Annotated in this window: 16 protein-coding genes; all 16 read left to right on the top strand. The window is 47.7% G+C overall.

Going from position 1 to position 17288, the window contains the following annotated elements; genetic code table 11:
* The first annotated feature begins 9 nt into the window (after nucleotides 1-9).
* The gene (locus XYCOK13_RS12875; protein ID WP_213412562.1) at nucleotides 10-1353 is read left to right on the top strand and encodes a UDP-glucose dehydrogenase family protein; all 1344 of its coding nucleotides are present in this window, start codon (nucleotides 10-12) and stop codon (nucleotides 1351-1353) included.
* A gap of 103 nt (nucleotides 1354-1456) precedes the next feature.
* Nucleotides 1457-2593, top strand: a complete 1137-nt coding sequence (locus XYCOK13_RS12870; RefSeq protein WP_213412561.1) for a nucleotidyltransferase domain-containing protein — start codon at nucleotides 1457-1459, stop codon at nucleotides 2591-2593.
* Nucleotides 2594-2690: 97 nt separating this feature from the next.
* Nucleotides 2691-3347 (top strand): sugar transferase, encoded by a 657-nt coding sequence (locus XYCOK13_RS12865; RefSeq protein WP_213412585.1) that lies wholly within the window; start codon nucleotides 2691-2693, stop codon nucleotides 3345-3347.
* 58 nt (nucleotides 3348-3405) lie between these two features.
* The gene (locus XYCOK13_RS12860; protein WP_213412560.1) at nucleotides 3406-4368 is read left to right on the top strand and encodes a glycosyltransferase family 2 protein; all 963 of its coding nucleotides are present in this window, start codon (nucleotides 3406-3408) and stop codon (nucleotides 4366-4368) included.
* A gap of 31 nt (nucleotides 4369-4399) precedes the next feature.
* Nucleotides 4400-5365: an NAD-dependent epimerase/dehydratase family protein gene (locus XYCOK13_RS12855; protein ID WP_213412559.1), complete on the top strand. Its 966-nt coding sequence runs from the start codon at nucleotides 4400-4402 to the stop codon at nucleotides 5363-5365.
* 15 nt (nucleotides 5366-5380) lie between these two features.
* Nucleotides 5381-6478, top strand: a complete 1098-nt coding sequence (locus tag XYCOK13_RS12850; protein WP_213412558.1) for a glycosyltransferase family 4 protein — start codon at nucleotides 5381-5383, stop codon at nucleotides 6476-6478.
* A complete protein-coding gene (locus XYCOK13_RS12845) occupies nucleotides 6475-7422 on the top strand; it encodes a D-glucuronyl C5-epimerase family protein (protein ID WP_213412557.1) in 948 nt (315 codons plus the stop codon). The genes XYCOK13_RS12850 and XYCOK13_RS12845 overlap by 4 nt, the downstream gene beginning before the upstream one ends.
* A gap of 46 nt (nucleotides 7423-7468) precedes the next feature.
* Nucleotides 7469-8392 (top strand): glycosyltransferase family 2 protein, encoded by a 924-nt coding sequence (locus XYCOK13_RS12840; RefSeq protein WP_213412556.1) that lies wholly within the window; start codon nucleotides 7469-7471, stop codon nucleotides 8390-8392.
* 4 nt (nucleotides 8393-8396) lie between these two features.
* A complete protein-coding gene (locus tag XYCOK13_RS12835; RefSeq protein WP_213412555.1) occupies nucleotides 8397-9491 on the top strand; it encodes a glycosyltransferase in 1095 nt (364 codons plus the stop codon).
* Entirely contained in the window at nucleotides 9481-10737 is a 1257-nt protein-coding gene (locus tag XYCOK13_RS12830; protein ID WP_213412554.1) for an O-antigen ligase family protein, read from the top strand. Before XYCOK13_RS12835 ends, XYCOK13_RS12830 begins: the two co-directional genes overlap by 11 nt.
* Nucleotides 10715-12217: a lipopolysaccharide biosynthesis protein gene (locus tag XYCOK13_RS12825; RefSeq protein ID WP_213412553.1), complete on the top strand. Its 1503-nt coding sequence runs from the start codon at nucleotides 10715-10717 to the stop codon at nucleotides 12215-12217. Before XYCOK13_RS12830 ends, XYCOK13_RS12825 begins: the two co-directional genes overlap by 23 nt.
* 45 nt (nucleotides 12218-12262) lie before the next feature.
* The gene (locus tag XYCOK13_RS12820; RefSeq protein ID WP_213412552.1) at nucleotides 12263-13561 is read left to right on the top strand and encodes an O-antigen ligase family protein; all 1299 of its coding nucleotides are present in this window, start codon (nucleotides 12263-12265) and stop codon (nucleotides 13559-13561) included.
* A gap of 3 nt (nucleotides 13562-13564) precedes the next feature.
* Nucleotides 13565-14614 (top strand): UDP-glucose 4-epimerase GalE, encoded by a 1050-nt coding sequence (gene galE, locus XYCOK13_RS12815; RefSeq protein WP_213412551.1) that lies wholly within the window; start codon nucleotides 13565-13567, stop codon nucleotides 14612-14614.
* Entirely contained in the window at nucleotides 14583-14795 is a 213-nt protein-coding gene (locus tag XYCOK13_RS12810; RefSeq protein WP_213412550.1) for a hypothetical protein, read from the top strand. The genes galE and XYCOK13_RS12810 overlap by 32 nt, the downstream gene beginning before the upstream one ends.
* Nucleotides 14796-14830: 35 nt before the next feature.
* The gene (cysC, locus tag XYCOK13_RS12805) at nucleotides 14831-15436 is read left to right on the top strand and encodes an adenylyl-sulfate kinase (RefSeq protein WP_244865136.1); all 606 of its coding nucleotides are present in this window, start codon (nucleotides 14831-14833) and stop codon (nucleotides 15434-15436) included.
* 12 nt (nucleotides 15437-15448) lie between these two features.
* On the top strand, nucleotides 15449-17278 hold the full coding sequence (gene glmS, locus XYCOK13_RS12800; protein ID WP_213412549.1) for a glutamine--fructose-6-phosphate transaminase (isomerizing): 1830 nt from the start codon (nucleotides 15449-15451) through the stop codon (nucleotides 17276-17278).
* Nucleotides 17279-17288 lie beyond the last annotated feature (10 nt).

Raw genomic sequence — 17288 nt, 5'->3', positions numbered from 1 at the left:
TGTTCTATCATGAATCTGGCTGTTATCGGAACGGGCTATGTGGGGCTTGTAACTGGCGTATGCTTCTCGGATATAGGTCACCGCGTTACGTGCGTAGACAAAGATGCGGCAAAGGTAGAAAAGCTGAGAGCCGGTCAATCCCCCATTTATGAGCCCGGGTTGGAAGAGCTTATCCGGAAAAATATGAACGAAGGTCGGCTGCACGTAACGACCGATCTTGAATCAGCTGTGGAAGAAGCAGAGATTGTAGTGCTTGCAGTCGGAACACCGCAATCGGTTAATGGAGAAGCCAATCTGCAATATATCGAGCAGGCGGCGCGCGAAGTTGCGACTGCTATGAATGGTTATAAAATCATAGTCGTCAAGAGCACAGTGCCAGTTGGGACGAATGAGCGGATCGCAGCACGGATCGGCGGGCTGACCGAGCATCCATTTGATGTCGTGTCGGTGCCGGAGTTTCTGCGGGAGGGCTCGGCCATTAAGGATACGTTCCATCCTGATCGCATAGTGATCGGTGCGGCATCCCGGGAAGCTGCCGAAAAAATAAAGGAGCTTCACCAGCCTCTGACAACGAAAATGATGCTGACGGATCTTCGAAGCGCCGAGATGATCAAATACGCTTCTAATGCGTTTTTGGCGACAAAAATTTCATTTATCAATGAAATTGCCAATCTTTGCGAATTGGTTGGAGCAGATGTTGCCCAGGTAGCCCAAGGGATGGGGTACGACCGGCGAATAGGGGATTCCTTCCTGAACGCGGGCGTTGGTTACGGGGGATCCTGTTTCCCCAAGGACACCCAGGCATTGATTCAGATTGCAGGGAACGTGAACTACGATTTCAAATTGCTTCGGTCTGTTGTAGAGGTCAACAAGAACCAAAGATTTAATGTGTTCAACCAGTTAGTCCGTCTGCTTAACGGGCTGCATCATAAGACAGTAGGTGTATGGGGACTATCATTCAAGCCTAATACCGACGATGTTCGTGATGCTCCATCGTTAGAAATTGTCGGAATGCTTCTGGCAAGCGGTGCCAAAGTAAAAATCTATGATCCAGTCGCGATGGAACGGTTCTGCGAAATGCTCAATGATCCTTCGGTCATTTGTTGTTCCAGCGCCTCGGAGGCTGCTTCAAACAGCGATGCGGTATGTCTCTTGACGGAGTGGGACGAGTTCAGGCATTTGGATCTCAAGCATATCGCGAGCTTGATGAGGCAGCCCATACTGGTTGATGGACGAAATGTTTATACGGCTGAGGATCTTAACGGTGCAGGTTTGATTTATCGTTCAGTTGGCAGGCCAATGCTGTCCAGCCCAGTTCAGGAAGAAGAAAATGTCTCCGCTTTGCAGGCATAACAATCATACGCGGTATGGCGGACGGGATGCTTGTTGTTTCCCTATCTCTGCATTCATCGAGCTGCTCCCCTGAGTGATTGATTATAGAAGGGAAAGGTTGCGAATGGTGAAAACAGTGGATTTGGATGCATGCAGCAAGGAATTGGCGTTCTTGTTTGCCATTTTGGGGTTCGAGAATAATCCGGGACGCCTGGAACAGCTGATGAGAAATGAGCAGGAACTGGATTGGGAGCAGTTTTTGGTGCTGGTTGACCATCACCGTGTATACCCGGTTGTGTATGCAACGCTTAAGAAGATCGAGCATCACATTGTTCCGCCGCATATCTTAAGTGCTCTGCACACGAGGTATAGTCAAAATACGTTTCGGATGCTTTATTTGACAGGCGAAATGGAGAGAATATCCAGGGCGTTGAGCGATGCGGGTGTGCATTTGCTCATGATGAAGGGGCCAGTTCTGGCACACAAGTTGTACGGCGATCTGTCCCTGCGTACTTCTAAGGACCTGGACGTTTTAGTACCGCCGCATATGGCAGAAGCTGCCGATCATGTGTTGACTAGTCAAGGATATGTATCTTTAGAAAACAAAAAGAAAAAAGATAGAAAGAAGGATCATCACTTAACCTATAGACATGTTCAAAGCAACGCTGAGATTGAGCTGCATTGGCGATTAAATCGGGAGACGGGTAGGGAGCCGGATTTTTCAGAGCTATGGAGCCGAAGGCAGAAAAGTGCGATTACGACATTCCCGGTTTACTGCTTGGGCGATGAGGACTTATTTTTCTATTTGCTCACGCACGGAGCAAGACATGGATGGTTTCGCCTTCGCTGGCTGGATGACCTGGACCACATGCTGAAACATGACCTCGACTGGAGAGAAATCAATGATCGTTTGCATGAATTTAAGTTCACTCATCTGAAAGACCATACGCTCTTGTTAGCCAGTAGATTGCTGGGGACTCCCATCAAGCATGCGGAAAGGCTGAAGGAAGACAAACGTTCGGTAATGCTGGCAAATCTCGCTCTGCAGTCTATTAGCGGTGAAAATGTCAGTAAGTACAGGTACACCATAAAATCGCCGAGGCAAAAAGTAAAGCACGTGCTGGAACTGTTCGTTCCAAAAGCGAGGGACAAGGAAATGCTGGCACTTCCGGAATCCTTGTCTATACTCTACTTTCCGCTGCGGCCAGTTCTCTGGTTTTGCAGAAGATGTAAGCAGTGGTTTCTTACTAAATCAAACTGAATGTGATCATGCGCCAAGAATGAAAAATTTTTTGAAGTTACCGATACAAAATGTAACATTCCCTTGGGTGGTACAGGAGGTTGTAATTGTGAGTTCTATGGATAGGCAAGATAGGTTAATCGTTAAAAGCACTGTTTCCGTTCAAGAGGCGAGGCCAAGACTTCCTAGAGCGAGCCAAATATATGTGGATGCCAAAAGAGTCTTTGATTGTTTGATCGCGGTTATCGGATTAACCCTTTCTATGCCGATTATGATTTTGTTTTCCATACTAATAAAACTGGAGTCACCGGGACCGATATTGTTCGCCCAAGAAAGAGTAGGCCTGCACGGCAAGGTTTTCAGAATTTACAAGCTGCGTTCCATGGTAAAAGATGCGGAGAAGAATGGCGCGAAGTGGGCGGAGAAGAACGATGCGAGAATTACAAAAATCGGGAAGTTTATCCGCAACACTCGTATTGACGAACTTCCGCAATTTATTAACGTGCTGAAAGGGGACATGAGCTTCATCGGTCCCAGGCCGGAACGGCCCGTATTCGTGGAGCAATTTGCTCGGGAAATACCCGGTTTCAAGGATAGGCAACAGGTCAAACCAGGCATTACCGGATGGGCCCAAGTAAATGGCGGTTACGATATTACGCCGCAGCAAAAGCTTGCATTGGATTTGGAGTACATTGAACATTTTTCATTTTGGATGGATGTTAAAATAATTCTAAAAACAGTAAAAGTTGTCATCACTGGGGACGGCGCCAGATAATCTTTCACACTGAAGAAAAACATTCGGTAATGACAAAACGGAATGGTGGAGAGGAAATATGAACCCGAAAGTAAGTGTCGTGATTCCAACGTATAAAAGACCTGGTCACTTCTTGAAACGTGCCCTAGAATCCGTTCTGAGTCAAACATACGAGAACATCGAGTTGGTTATTGTGGATGACAATCCCGCTGACTCTCCTTTTCGAGGAGAGATTGAGCAATTCATGGAGTCCTACGAGAATGACCAAAGAGTCGTTTACGTGAAAAACAAAAAGAATTTGGGCGGCGGGCTGGCCCGCAATGAGGGGATCGCACGCGCTTCCGGTGATTACATTTCGTTCTTGGATGATGATGATAAATATTTGCCTGAGAAAATATCCAGGCAACTGGCATTTATGGAGAGCAATGAGTATGATCTGACGTTTACGAATCTGCGCGTTCATAACACAGAGGACAAGTTGATCGACTACAGAGACTTTACATTCATTAAAGATTTTAATCAATCAGCATTATTAAAAGCTCATCTGATGCGGCACATTACAGGAACGTCCACTTTCATGTTCAGACAAGAGGCCCTGAGGAAGATTGGCGGTTTTCAACAAGTGAGGATGGGGCAAGAATTTATGCTGATGCTCCACTCTATTGAAAAAAGTCTGAAGATCGGCTACCTGCCAATTTGCGAGGTCGTTCAGTATGTACATAGCGGGGAGAGAATTTCAAACGGTATAAACAAGCTCGACGGCGAAAAAGAAATGATTCAATTCAAGAAACAATACTTCTCCAGATTTACATGGCGAGAAAAGATGTTCATACGATTCAGACATCATGCTGTCATGGCGATAACGGCACGAAGAAGCAACATGCACTTCGTCTTTGCTCTGCATGCATGTCTGGCTGTGTTGAACTCCCCGATCGATGCCGTACTGGAACCGGTGCAATACTTGATGAAGCTAAAGAATTTCAACAAGCCAGCAACCGAAATGTACAAGAATGAAGGGGATGTAAGAGGGTTGTCCCGATAGACAGAAGATTTTTCGTTAGGAGAGAGGAATCATGAAATTTTTAGTTACAGGCGGCGCCGGTTTTATTGGCAGTCATTTAGTAGATGCGCTATTGAACGATCAGCACAATGTGATTGCAATAGATAACTTTGACCCTTTTTACCCAAGAAGCATCAAGGAATCGAACATCGCCGGCCATTTGCAATCGCCTAACTTTCAATTCATCGAAGCGGACATCCGAAGCAGGGATATAATATTCGAAATTTTCAAAGAAAAATCCCCGGAGGTAGTCATTCACTTGGCTGCAAAAGCCGGTGTACGCCCATCGTTGCAAGATCCTCAGGCTTACATCGAAGTCAATATTAACGGGACTGCAAACGTGTTGGATGCAAGTGTGGCCAGCGGCGTACAAAAATTTATTTTTGCTTCATCGAGTTCTGTGTATGGTTTGAATGATAAAGTCCCCTTCTCCGAGGAAGACCCTATATTAAGGTCGGCTTCGCCTTATGGGGCAACGAAAGCGGCAGGAGAAGCCATTTGCACAAGCTACAATAATTGTTATGGATTGCCAATTGTGGCACTCCGATTCTTCACCGTATACGGACCTCGCCAAAGGCCGGATTTGGCCATCCACAAATTTGCTAAGAACATGCTGCAGCGTGAAGTGATTCCCATTTTCGGCGACGGCTCTACTTGCCGGGATTACACTTACATATCCGACATCGTCAAGGGGATCAAGGCAGCTATTCATTATCAAACCTCAGGATACGAGGTATTTAATTTGGGGAACGACAGACCTGTCAGGCTAATCGATTTAGTCCAGCTTCTTGAAAGCGCCTTGCGCTGCGAAGCGAGATGGCAGCGGCTTCCCGAACAGATGGGGGACGTACCACAGACATGGGCCGATATTACCAGGTCCCGAAAGCTGCTGGGTTATGAGCCGGAAATAGAGATTCATGAAGGACTCGAACAGTTTGCAGACTGGCTGAAAAACGGCGAGCTGCACATCATGCGATGAAGCAGGGTGGGGAAAATGAGGAACATCGGAATTGTAGGCCACGTGGCGAGAGGGTTGTCGATGGCTGATGGCCAAACGATTAAAACTAGAATGCTGATAGAGGAGCTTAACGGAAAATTGAACGATGAAGTCCAAGTTGTGGATACGCATAATTGGACGAAAAGGCCGATTCAGCTAATTGTGCAATGCATACAGTTGATTCGCACATGCAAACATATTGTGATCATGCCTGCCTATAAAGGCATACTGGTATTTTTGCCGCTGTTTGTACTGCTCAATATGCTGTACAGGAGAAAAATCCATTACGTCGTAATAGGCGGCTGGCTGGTCGGATACCTAAAAAAGCGAAAAGCGCTTGTGCCATTCGCCAAGAGACTGGAGACGATTCATGTGGAGAGTGCTGCCATGATTGCAGGTCTCGAGGAGCTGGGCTTTGCGAACGCTTATTATATGCCCAATTTCAAGCGGCTTCCCCTAATTGCCGAGCATGAACTAGTGTACGACCACCATCCTCCCTATAAGCTGTGTACCTTTTCGAGAGTGATGAAAGAAAAAGGGATTGAGGAAGCTATTGATGCGGTAACTCAAGTGAATCTTCTGATGGGGAGAACCGTATATACCCTGGATATTTACGGAGCGATCGAAGAAGGGTACAATAGCCGATTCCAATCTGTATTAGGGCAATCCGGGGAGGACGTACAATATCGCGGGATTGTTGCCTATGATCAATCCGTCAATGTCCTGAAGGACTATTTCCTGATGCTGTTCCCTACCTATTTCCCGGGGGAAGGGTTTGCAGGAACCTTGCTTGACTGCTTGGCATCGGGACTGCCGGTATTGGCTACAGATTGGAAGTATAACAAGGAAATTGTGAAAGACGAGGTTACAGGCTATATTTATGACCATCGTGCGAACAGCTTGAAGGAAGAACTGCTGCGGATTCTGCAAAATCCTGAATTGGTCTTGGCATTGAAGGGGAACTGCGTGAAAGAGTACCAACGCTATCATCCGGACCATGTGATCGAACATTTTCTTGCGGTTATTGACAGGGAGGATAGCACCTCCAGTAACGAAGGCAGAAAATTGTATGGCGAAAGGAATCAAGCCCAATGATTCATCGATTTATGTACATGTTGACGAAGTGGAGCAAAATGCTTGCCGGCAACAGCGTCTTTCATGTAGATCAAAATGCCGGCTTGTATTATTCCACAACAGCGGTTAGAGGCTACTACAATGATTTGAGAGGGAAAGTTTCGGAGAACACCATACTTGATTCGGCAGGCGTCCCTATAAATATGAAGACATCTGGGGAGTGGATTTACTTCCCTATCTCTATTTTTCAATACGGGCTAGGGGCATATGATTTGTATTTGGAGACGAATGAAGAGCGCTTTCTGGCCTGCTTCCGAAGCGCGCTGGAATGGAGCGTCAACAATCAGGCCGCCAATGGTTCATGGGACACATTCGGATATGTGGGCAGCCCTGAGTTGTCAGCTGTATCCGCTATGGCTCAGGGCGAGGGGGCATCACTGCTCCTAAGGGGGTATGCCCTGACAAACGAGCTTACATATATGGAATGCGCCAAAAGCGCGATCGACTTTATGCTGCGTCCCATTGAGAATGGAGGGACCGCCGCGTATAAGGACGGCGGCATAATCCTGGAGGAGTACATCGGGAAAGGACAATCAACCGTGCTGAACGGCTGGATATTCGCCGCATTTGGCCTGTATGATTACTGCCTCTCAACGAAGGACGCCGGCTATCGCGACCTGCTGAACACAACGGTTCATACCATGGCTGAACAATTGCACCTGTTCGACAGGGGCTATTGGACCAATTACAACACCAAGGGGACCATTGCAAGTCCGTTCTATCATAACCTGCACATTGCGCAATTGTATGTGATGGCTGAATTGTTCGGTCACGAACAGTTTGTCTACTACCACGACAAATGGATTTCATACAGAGAAAGTTCAATCAAGAGCAAGTATGCGTTTATGGTAAAGGCTTGCCAGAAGCTATTGAACAGCAACCTGAAGGGAGCGCTTGTCAAGTAGCGCAGTCCGAGCAAGGAATCCAGAATAAGAGAGGGCAGGACAGGAAATGAACGAGAACATGAAACTCTCCATCATTGTTGTTACGATGAACCGAAAAGATCAAGTAATCGAAGCGCTAAGGAGTTGTATGGCTTGCAAGCTGCCGGAAAAGACGGAGTTTGTCATCATCGACAATGCCTCTGCAGATGGAACCGGCGAAAGCATCCATTCCTTATTTGCACATGAAGGCAGGGGACACACCTATATTTACCAATACTTGGAGGAGAATGTTGGTCCGGGCGGCGGCCGCAATGAGGGCTATAAACTGTCTAACGGAGAGTACCTCTACTTCTTGGATGACGACGCAGTAATCGATGAGAACAGCCAAGACCGTTTTTTTGTTCAGACGGTCGCATATCTTGATCGAAATACCCAAGTAGGAACGGTTTCCACGAGGGTATGGGATGAATGCTTGCAGAAGAACCGCGAGGTAAGAAAGTCAAAAACAACGGTCATTGACGGATATGCTTCCATCTACGATTTTCATGGCGGCAGTCATTTTTTGCGGAAGAGCGTGTTCGGGAACATGATGCCTTATCTTTACAAGGCATATGGGTTTGAGGAAATATGTCCGTCCCTAATTATCTTGGATAAGGCTTATTATAATGTTTACGCTCCCGATGTCGTGGCGATCCACAAGCCGATCGTGGATAAGTGGAGAGCAGATTCCGAGCAAAGGGGGAATGTGCTTTGCCTGGAACTTGCAGGGTTGTTGGGCTCCAAGTATCTCTTGTATCCGGGAATTCTTAGACCTGTGTTATTCGCTGTTTTCCTTGTACGGTGGTACTTGTATTTAAGAAAGGTTGAAGGGGGCTTTGCGAAAAGCCTGCAACTGTTTAGAGTGCACACCAGGGGAGTGAAGGCACGCAAAATCAAGTTCACCACCCTCTTCAAAATTATAAGGGAGTTTGGGATTAGGGCAGGGGTGTAGGAGTGTGGAGAGAAAAAAGACGATTTTATTTATCATCCATAGGCTGGGATACGGCGGGGCAGAAAAGATGCTGACTTTCACAGCAAATGCCCTGGCGGAGCGGGGGTACCAGGTATTGGTGTATACCTATGAAGATACGTCCCGACATTACCCTTTGCATCCAGACATCAGGCACATAACCGAGGAAAGGATAGCCCGGACAAGGGGAGTAAGAAGACTGATCCAGCTTTTTCAGATCCGGAAAGTCATCAAACGGGAGAAGCCGAGCATGGTCATTTCGTTTTTGAATTATCCGAATCTGTTAACCATATTAGCCAAGCTTTCAGGAAGCGCAGTCCCTGTCGTGATTTCCGAGAGAGGCGACCCGTACCAATATAAGGGGGTATTTGAGAATTTCCGTTCTTACATGTATCGCTTCGCCGATGGATGGGTATTTCAAACTGAAGGGGCCAGGGACTTCTTCAACAGCAAGATCAGGTCTCGGGGCAGCATCATACCGAATCCGGTTATAGTGGAACAGACGGTGCACAGCAAGCAGAAGCATCGGGAAATCGCTTTTGTCGCCAGATTTGAAATGGTGCAGAAACGTCAGGATATCATGGTGCAGGCTTTTCGCAAAGTAGTAGATCGGTACCCGGATATGACGCTTGTGTTCTATGGGGATGGCCCTGATGAACAGCGAGTGCGCGAGATGGTCGAAAAATTGAATCTTGTCGGACATGTGCGGTTTGAAGGAATGGTGAGCAATATAAGCGAGAGGATAAGTACAGCTCTTATGTTTGTGCTTACATCCGACTATGAAGGTATTCCCAACGCTTTAATCGAAGCAATGGCGGCAGGGCTGCCGGTCATTGCGACGGATTGCAGTCCGGGCGGAGCCAGGCTGCTTATTGAGAACAAGAAAAACGGCATATTGGTTCCAAGAGGGGATGTGGACGGGGTGGCTCAATCCGTCATTTATTTAATAGAGAACGAACAAGCGCGTCAAGACCTTGGATTGCAAGCCAGAAACATAACGGAGCGGTTCCACCCATCGAAAATCCAAGAGATGTGGGAGGATTACATTAATCAGATACTAGGTGAGAAGCATGCCGGGTGAATTGCTAAATCGAACATCGGTGAGCGTTAGAAACATGGGCATAGGCTTTGTCTATGTGTATATCGTATTGTCCTATATCGGCCAGCCCTCCATCGTGGATCCAAGACTGCACAGCCTAAGTCTGTATATGTTGCTGGCTGTGAGTATCCTGACTATTTTTTATACCAAAAGATTTCATATCAACCATTATCTCATCTGGTATGTACTATTCCTTGCGATCTCGCTGTTTTCAACCACATATGCCTATAACGCCAATGTTGCGCTAGCGGGCTTGTACAGCATGATTGTCGTCTTGGGGTTAGCTGTAGCCATCACATCCATTCTTAGAGACAGTATGGATATCAAGAACGTGCTGGTTTGCTTTTCGCTTTCCGGATTTCTTCTGTTTACTGTGCTGTTATGGAGAGATCAGCTCTTTGTGGATGAAAGGCTCGGTGAAAGCTTGTTCGGCAATGCCAACATATTTGCCAACCTCATGATGCTTTCGCTCATCTGTTCCATATGGCTTTCTTTGTACAGCCAGGGCATAAAGAGAGCGGCCTATCTGTTTATCATTATGACACAGGTATACACGTTGTTTCTGTCGGGAGGAAGGAAATACATCCTGGTTCCGGCACTTTTCTTTTATTTGCTTCTCATCCTGAAGAAAGACGCGGATGGCAGAAATAGAGTGATCCGGTATACCGTGTTATTTGCTCTTGTTATCAGTTCTGTTTTCTGGCTGATCTTCTCGGTTCCATTGTTTTACGATACCATTGGCTACCGAATGGCAGGCTTTCTGGATTTGCTAACCGGAGATAACCAGAATGTGCTGAATGGCGATATGGAAAGACAGTATATGATGGATTATGGAATCGATTTTTTCAAGGAACGTCCGATTACGGGATATGGTACCGATAACTTCAAAATTTTGTTTGGCGATGCTTACGGCAGGTATGTTTATTCGCATAACAACTTTATTGAAATGCTAGTAAATTATGGCGTAATGGGGTTCATCCTCTACTACTCGTTTTATATGTTTCTGATTTGCAAGCTGTGGCTTATGAAAAATGACAATAGCAAATTGAGGGATTTTTTCCTGGCCTTTATGATTTGCCTGCTTCCATTCGAAATGGGCGTAGTGTCCTACAATCTGTATTTTATACAGTTGTTTATCTGCTTCGGCAGTGTCATCGTTTTGCAGAAGACACCAAAAGAGAATAAGAAATGGGGCTTGCCGACTCATGCGTACAAAGAGCAATTTTGACACAGGATTCTCCGGTGTGTTTTGGATGGGGATGATGACGATTCTCAACTACTGTGCGCAATTGGTCATCACCTACTTCTTGGCGCGTTTGTTGTCCCCAGCTGACTATGGTGAGGTCGTAGCCCTAACCATCCTCATCGGTTTGGCGGAATTGTTCTGGATGTTTGGCGTAGGCCCTGCCATAGTCCAGAAAGCAGATATCAGCAAAGATGACATTATAACTGGAAATACCTTGAATATACTGTTTGGCATTTTTGTATTTATTGTGATCAACATATTGGCCATTCCGCTGGTGAAGCTGTTCAGCATCTCGGATATCGTGATGCTGCGCGTATTTTCGTTTGTATTTATCCTGAACAGCCTCGCCAGCTTGTCGCAGGCACTTAGCCAGAAAAAGTGCAGGTTTAAACGGATCTCTGTCGTCAGGAGCATATCCATAATCTTTTACGGTGGAGCAGCGATATCGTTGGCTTTTATGCAATTTGGTCCCTGGGCGCTTGTCTATGCGAACCTGTTGCAAGCCCTGCTGGTAAGCGTATTGTTCTTAATCCTGGAACCTGTACCAGTGAAGTTCAAGATCCATAAAGAATCGGCAGGCAAGCTGCTGCATTTCGGCGGAGGATTTACATTGGCCAGGTTTTTCAATTATTTGGCTACCCGCGGCGACTCCTTTGTCATTAACAAATTGATGGGCAAGTCAGAGCTGGGACTGTACACCAGAGCCCAACAGCTGCTCATGTACCCGGTCAATCTTGTTGGAGAAACGCTTGACCAGGTGCTGTTCCCTCTTCTATCCCAGAATAACGGAGATAAAAAGAAATTAAAGCAGGTCTTTCTTAATGGCACGGGAACGATTGCTTTTATAACAGCTCCGATCGCAATAGCGGCTTTTATTCGAGCGGAAGAAATGATCGTGTTTTTTCTGGGGGAGAACTGGCTGGATGCTGTACTTCCATTCAGGATGCTGATCATTGGTCTCTTTTTCAGAACCGGCTATAAGCTCAGCGAATCATTGGTGAGAGCGATGGGGAAGGTCTATCAGGGAGCGCTGATTCAGGTGATCTATGCGCTTTTTGTTGTAGCCGGCGCATACCTGGGGCATTTCTATGGCTTGGCAGGTGTGGCATCCGGCGTTACTGTTGCCTTCACAGTCAATTATATTTTGTTGACGGGATTGTGTATGTACCTGGTTCGCATCAGCATGGCGGATCTGCTCAGAACGATCGTTCCTTCGCTGATCTATAGTACAATTGCGATTGCAGCTGTCATGCAAGCCGATCCGTTGTTTATAACCTTGAACAATCCTTTGCTTATCTGTGTTGTGACGGCTGTTTTTGTATTTTTGGTCTATCTGCTGTGCTTTGTGATGTTGAAAAAATGGACGATGTCTGCCGAACTGCGGGCATTTATACTGGCTTTGGCGCAGCGATTTTCCTTGCGCCGCCGAAAGCTGAAGCGAGTACAGGAAGCAAATGCGTAAGAAGTTACATCACTCCATAATAGAAGACTGCGTGGGATCATAGGAATGAGGAGCAAACGTGTTTCCGTTTTACAGTGGTTTTGTTTTTTCTACCCGTTTCTAATTTATCCTTGGGGTCAGGGGGATTATTATACGAATGTCAAAGCCTATTATTTAATAGGATTTGTCATCCTGCTCGGCTGGATGCACGTATGGTCGCTGCTGACACAGTACAAATATGGAAAGTTGAAACCAAAACCGATGGAGTGGCTGATGGTTGCCTTGCTGCTCTTAATCGGTTTTTCTACTTTAAATTCCGATTACCCTTCACTAATTGGCGATCGCACGCAGCATCAGGGAATCGTCATCATGGGTACATATGTTGCGCTGTTTATGCATGCATCCCGCATGTCTGTGCTCGATCAGAGCAAAGTCCTGCAGTATATGGCGGCAAGCTCTTTGGTTTGTGCATGTTATGGGATTGCTCAATATTATGGTTTTGCTATTTTTCCGCAGGATCATATGAACCATCACTTTGCCAATCGAAGCTTTTCCTTTTTCGACAATCCGGATTACTTTGGTTCCTATTTGGTCATGGCCTCACTGCTGGCCTTTACCTTTTTTTTGATGGCTGCCAAGAAATCGGCCGCATTCATGTATTTGCTGTTGTTCGGCATACTCATCGCAGCGTCGCTGCATTCCGAAACACGAAGCGCTTGGGTGGGTATTGCGGCGGGATTAAGCGTATTTCTGCTCTTGTTCGCCAGAACGAGGAAGGGGCTGTGGAAAAAAGGCATGCTTGGCATCGTCACTCTCTTCCTCGTACTGATCGTGCTGAACGGACTGTCTCAGAATACCTATTGGGAACGAGCTCAAAGCATTTGGCACGATACTCATATAATTGTGGCAGATGCCGACAGAAATTGGGCAGGAGCCTCCAGATGGTATATCTGGCAAACAGCGATTCCTCTAATTGAAGCTTACTTTTGGACTGGCTCCGGGCCGAATACGTTTCAACATGTTTTTCATCCGGGTGTTGATCCAGACTATTCGACCTATATTCGTACCCCCATCCACGACATGAATAACGATTATTTGCAAATTGCGCTGACGATGGGCGTACCGGCGCTTCTGCTCTATCTGCTGATTTTGGGGATGGTCTTCAAGAAAGGCGTCCAAAAGGTCAGAACCTCAGAGGGCGCAAACCAAATCTTTCACTGCGGTTTGCTCGCCAGCACAGCAGGATATTTGATTCAAGCCGTCTTCAACATAAGCGTAGTTTCCGTGGCGCCTTTCTTTTGGATTATTTTCGGCTTCTTATATAGCGAGACAAAGGTAACAGGAGTGAAAAGGATGGAGGGATAAGCATTGTCCATACTAGTTACAGGCGGAGCAGGGTATATAGGGAGTCACACCTGTGTAGAGCTGTTAAATGCAGGGCATCAACTTGTTGTGGTGGATAATTTATCGAATAGTAACGCCAAGTCGCTTGAGAGAGTCCAGGAGATTACCAGAAAGCGAATCCAATTTTACAAAGCAGATTTGCTTGACAGATCATCGATAGAGATGATATTCGAACAGAATCCAATTGAAGCAGTTGTTCATCTTGCCGGCTTGAAAGCGGTAGGCGAGTCTGTGCAGACCCCGTTGCAATACTATGAAAATAACGTAACGGGTACAGTCATTCTGTGTGAAGTCATGAAAAAATTCGGAGTAAAGAAACTGGTGTTCAGCTCCTCAGCTACAGTATATGGCGTACCGAAAGTGGTGCCCATACCGGAGCATGCGCCGCTTGGCGCCACAAATCCTTACGGACGCACAAAGCTCATGATAGAGGAGATACTGCGAGATTTGTACAGCTCGGACTCTGCGTGGAGCATTTTGCTGCTGCGCTATTTTAACCCAATAGGCGCCCACCCGAGCGGGCTCATTGGCGAAGATCCTGCAGGAACGCCGAACAATCTGCTCCCTTATATTTCTCAGGTAGCAATAGGAAAGCTGGATGAACTGAACATTTACGGTGCGGACTATCCGACTCCCGACGGAACAGGCATCAGGGACTACATTCATGTGGTTGATCTGGCGAGAGGGCATCAGAAAGCAGTAGACAAAGTGCTAACAGGCCACGGAATTGACGCATACAATCTCGGTACGGGGAAAGGGTGCAGCGTGCTCGAAATGGTTCGGATCTTTGAGAAAGTGTCCGGCAAAGTAATTCCATACAGAATTGTCGAGCGTCGTCCAGGGGACGTCGCGCTTTGCTATGCAGATCCCACTAAGGCCAAAAAGCATTTGGGATGGTGCGCTGAGTATGGAATTGAGCAGATGTGCAGAGATTCCTGGGCCTGGAATGTACAAAATCCTGACGGCTATGGACGTGATATTCATGAGGAACACAAGTCCCAAGTACTCGCTTGATCAATTCACCCTTGAACTGCAAGCGTTCATTCGCGACGCCCAGGAACGTGCGATTCATGCCGATGAAGCTTCTGTTCAATGCTATATCAACGAGCTGAAACCGCTTGTCATGAAGCTGCTGCAAGCTCCCGATCACCAGCAGTCCGAGGTGCGAACGCGCACAGCGTTAAGGGAGAAATAAACCGGTGGGATTTCACTATGGAGAGGAGTTTGCTGATGGAGACAATGGCTGATGCATGGATGTTTCAACGCGGCGATTCGGATAGCCGATCCGAAAGTCTGGCGCAATACCCTTATCTCAACTGCTTTGTGGTTTGGCTGACCGGGTTGTCAGGCTCGGGCAAATCCACGATCGCCTCAGCCCTGCAAGCTGAATTGAGTCGAAGACTCATCCCTTCGCTGGTGCTGGACGGGGATCAAGTCCGTCAAGGGTTGAGCCGGGATTTAGGTTTTTCCATGGAAGAGCGTGCGGAGAATATCAGAAGAGTGGGAGAGGTTGCCAAGTTGCTGCAGGATGCCGGCCTCGTCGTCATCGTCTCGGCGATTTCGCCGCGGCAAGCGGATCGCGTTCGGGTGCGCGACAGTATCGGGGAACGTTTCATTGAAGTTTTTGTCGACTGCCCGTTAGCCGTTTGCGAGCAGAGAGACACGAAGGGATTGTATCGAAAAGCGCGTGAAGGCAAGCTGCACAATTTGACCGGGATCGGCTCGCCTTACGAAATTCCGGAGAATCCGGAAGTGGTGCTGAAAACAGATCGGCTCTCATTGGCCGAGTCTATCGAACAACTCATCAGCTATCTTGAACAAAGACAGCTTGTTTAAGGAGGAATAGCCATGTGCGGCATTGTGGGATACGTAGGGAAGCGAAACGCGCTGGAGGTTTTATTGAATGGATTGCAAAAGTTGGAGTATCGGGGCTATGATTCGGCAGGCGTTGCGGTATTTACGGAAGTGGGACTGCAAATCCGGAAATCGAAGGGGCGATTGGCCTCTCTCGAATCGAAGCTTCGGGAGCAGCCGCTGCAGGGAAACATCGGAATGGGCCACACGCGATGGGCCACGCATGGCAAGCCTTCAGATGTAAATTCGCACCCTCATACAGATAATAGCAGCAAATTTTCGGTCGTGCACAACGGCATCATTGAGAACTATTCCACGCTAAAGGAAGAATTGGTCAGGCAGGGACATATCTTTGTGTCCGAGACAGATACGGAGGTGATTTCGCACTTGATTGCCAGCCTGTATGTGGGGGACATTGTCAAGACAGTTCAACAGGCTGTCAAGCGAATGAAGGGAGCTTTCGCGCTGGGTGTGCTGACCGAATACGAGCCGGACAAGCTGGTAGCCGTTCGCATGGCCAGTCCGCTTATTGTTGGAATCGGGGAAGGGGAGAATTTCATCGGCTCCGATATCCCGGCGTTGTTGGAGCATACCCGCGATATTTACGTTCTGCATGACGGTGAAATGGCTGTGTTAACGGACCGAGCTGTGGAGCTGATGACTGTGGAAGGACAATCCATTGCTCGAGATGTGCTGCACGTGGACTGGGATATAGATACTGCCGAGAAGGCCGGGTTTGACCATTTTATGCTGAAAGAGATTTTCGAACAGCCGGAAGCCTACAGCAAAACGATGCGTGCGCGATTAGATTCATCGGGCACGGAGGTTACGCTTTCGGAAATCGGCGTGGGGCCGGAAGAGCTGCGTCAGATTGATCGGGTGCACATCATTGGATGCGGAACAGCTTATCACGCCGGAGTGGTTGGCAAGAAGTTGATCGAACGTATAGCGGGATATCCGGTAGAGCTCGACATTGCATCGGAATATCGCTATCGAGCGCCGATCGTGACGAGGACGACGTTGGTTATTGTAGTAAGCCAGTCTGGCGAAACAGCCGATACGCTGGCGGCCATGCGTGAGGCGAGAGCGAGAGGCGCGCGTGTTCTGGCGATTACGAATGTGATCGGCAGTTCCATAGCCAGAGAGGCCGATGATGTGCTTCTGACTTGTGCGGGGCCGGAAATTGCCGTCGCCTCCACCAAGGCCTACACGACGCAAGTCATCGCTTTCGCCCTGCTTGCTATTCATATGGGGCAGGCTGTCAACCGCTTGGAGAAGTGTGAAAGGATGGCATGGATCGACGCTCTGCTGAAGCTGCCGAAGCAAGCGGAGCAGATTTTACAGCAAGCCAACTCCTTCAAGCAGATGGCGGAGCAGCTCGCTACGCATCCTAACCTGTTTTTTATAGGAAGAGGCATAGACTATGCTGCAGTGCTGGAGGGTTCGCTGAAGTTGAAAGAAATCTCTTATATTCATTCCGAGGCGCTTGCTGCCGGGGAGCTCAAGCACGGTACGCTGGCGCTGGTTGAGGATGGTTTTCCAATCGTGGCCTTGCTGACGCAAGGAGACGTAGCCGAGAAGACCATCAGCAATATGAAGGAAGTCAAGGCAAGAGGCGCTTATGTTTTCGCTATCGCATCCGAAAACATCCCGCCGTTGGATCATGTGGCAGACCAATGCACGTTCATACCCGCAACTGCAGATTTGCTAAGTCCCGCATTGTCGGTAATTCCGCTGCAGCTTATCGCATACTATGCATCCCTGGCACGGGGGAACGACGTGGATAAGCCGCGCAATTTGGCGAAGAGCGTAACAGTCGAATAATGGGATGCGA

It is taken from the genome of Xylanibacillus composti (assembly GCF_018403685.1).
In the GTDB taxonomy this organism is placed as follows: domain Bacteria; phylum Bacillota; class Bacilli; order Paenibacillales; family K13; genus Xylanibacillus; species Xylanibacillus composti.
This window is presented reverse-complemented; position numbering and strand designations above follow the sequence as displayed.

Coding starts and splice junctions, on each gene's coding strand:
- XYCOK13_RS12865 (WP_213412585.1), top strand. CDS start 2,691: ATGGATAGGCAAGATAGGTTAATCGTTAAAAGCACTGTTTCCGTTCAA.
- XYCOK13_RS12810 (WP_213412550.1), top strand. CDS start 14,583: ATGAGGAACACAAGTCCCAAGTACTCGCTTGATCAATTCACCCTTGAA.
- glmS (WP_213412549.1), top strand. CDS start 15,449: ATGTGCGGCATTGTGGGATACGTAGGGAAGCGAAACGCGCTGGAGGTT.
- XYCOK13_RS12820 (WP_213412552.1), top strand. CDS start 12,263: ATGAGGAGCAAACGTGTTTCCGTTTTACAGTGGTTTTGTTTTTTCTAC.
- XYCOK13_RS12825 (WP_213412553.1), top strand. CDS start 10,715: ATGCGTACAAAGAGCAATTTTGACACAGGATTCTCCGGTGTGTTTTGG.
- XYCOK13_RS12830 (WP_213412554.1), top strand. CDS start 9,481: ATGCCGGGTGAATTGCTAAATCGAACATCGGTGAGCGTTAGAAACATG.
- XYCOK13_RS12870 (WP_213412561.1), top strand. CDS start 1,457: ATGGTGAAAACAGTGGATTTGGATGCATGCAGCAAGGAATTGGCGTTC.
- XYCOK13_RS12845 (WP_213412557.1), top strand. CDS start 6,475: ATGATTCATCGATTTATGTACATGTTGACGAAGTGGAGCAAAATGCTT.
- XYCOK13_RS12875 (WP_213412562.1), top strand. CDS start 10: ATGAATCTGGCTGTTATCGGAACGGGCTATGTGGGGCTTGTAACTGGC.
- XYCOK13_RS12860 (WP_213412560.1), top strand. CDS start 3,406: ATGAACCCGAAAGTAAGTGTCGTGATTCCAACGTATAAAAGACCTGGT.
- XYCOK13_RS12855 (WP_213412559.1), top strand. CDS start 4,400: ATGAAATTTTTAGTTACAGGCGGCGCCGGTTTTATTGGCAGTCATTTA.
- XYCOK13_RS12850 (WP_213412558.1), top strand. CDS start 5,381: ATGAGGAACATCGGAATTGTAGGCCACGTGGCGAGAGGGTTGTCGATG.
- cysC (WP_244865136.1), top strand. CDS start 14,831: ATGGAGACAATGGCTGATGCATGGATGTTTCAACGCGGCGATTCGGAT.
- XYCOK13_RS12840 (WP_213412556.1), top strand. CDS start 7,469: ATGAACGAGAACATGAAACTCTCCATCATTGTTGTTACGATGAACCGA.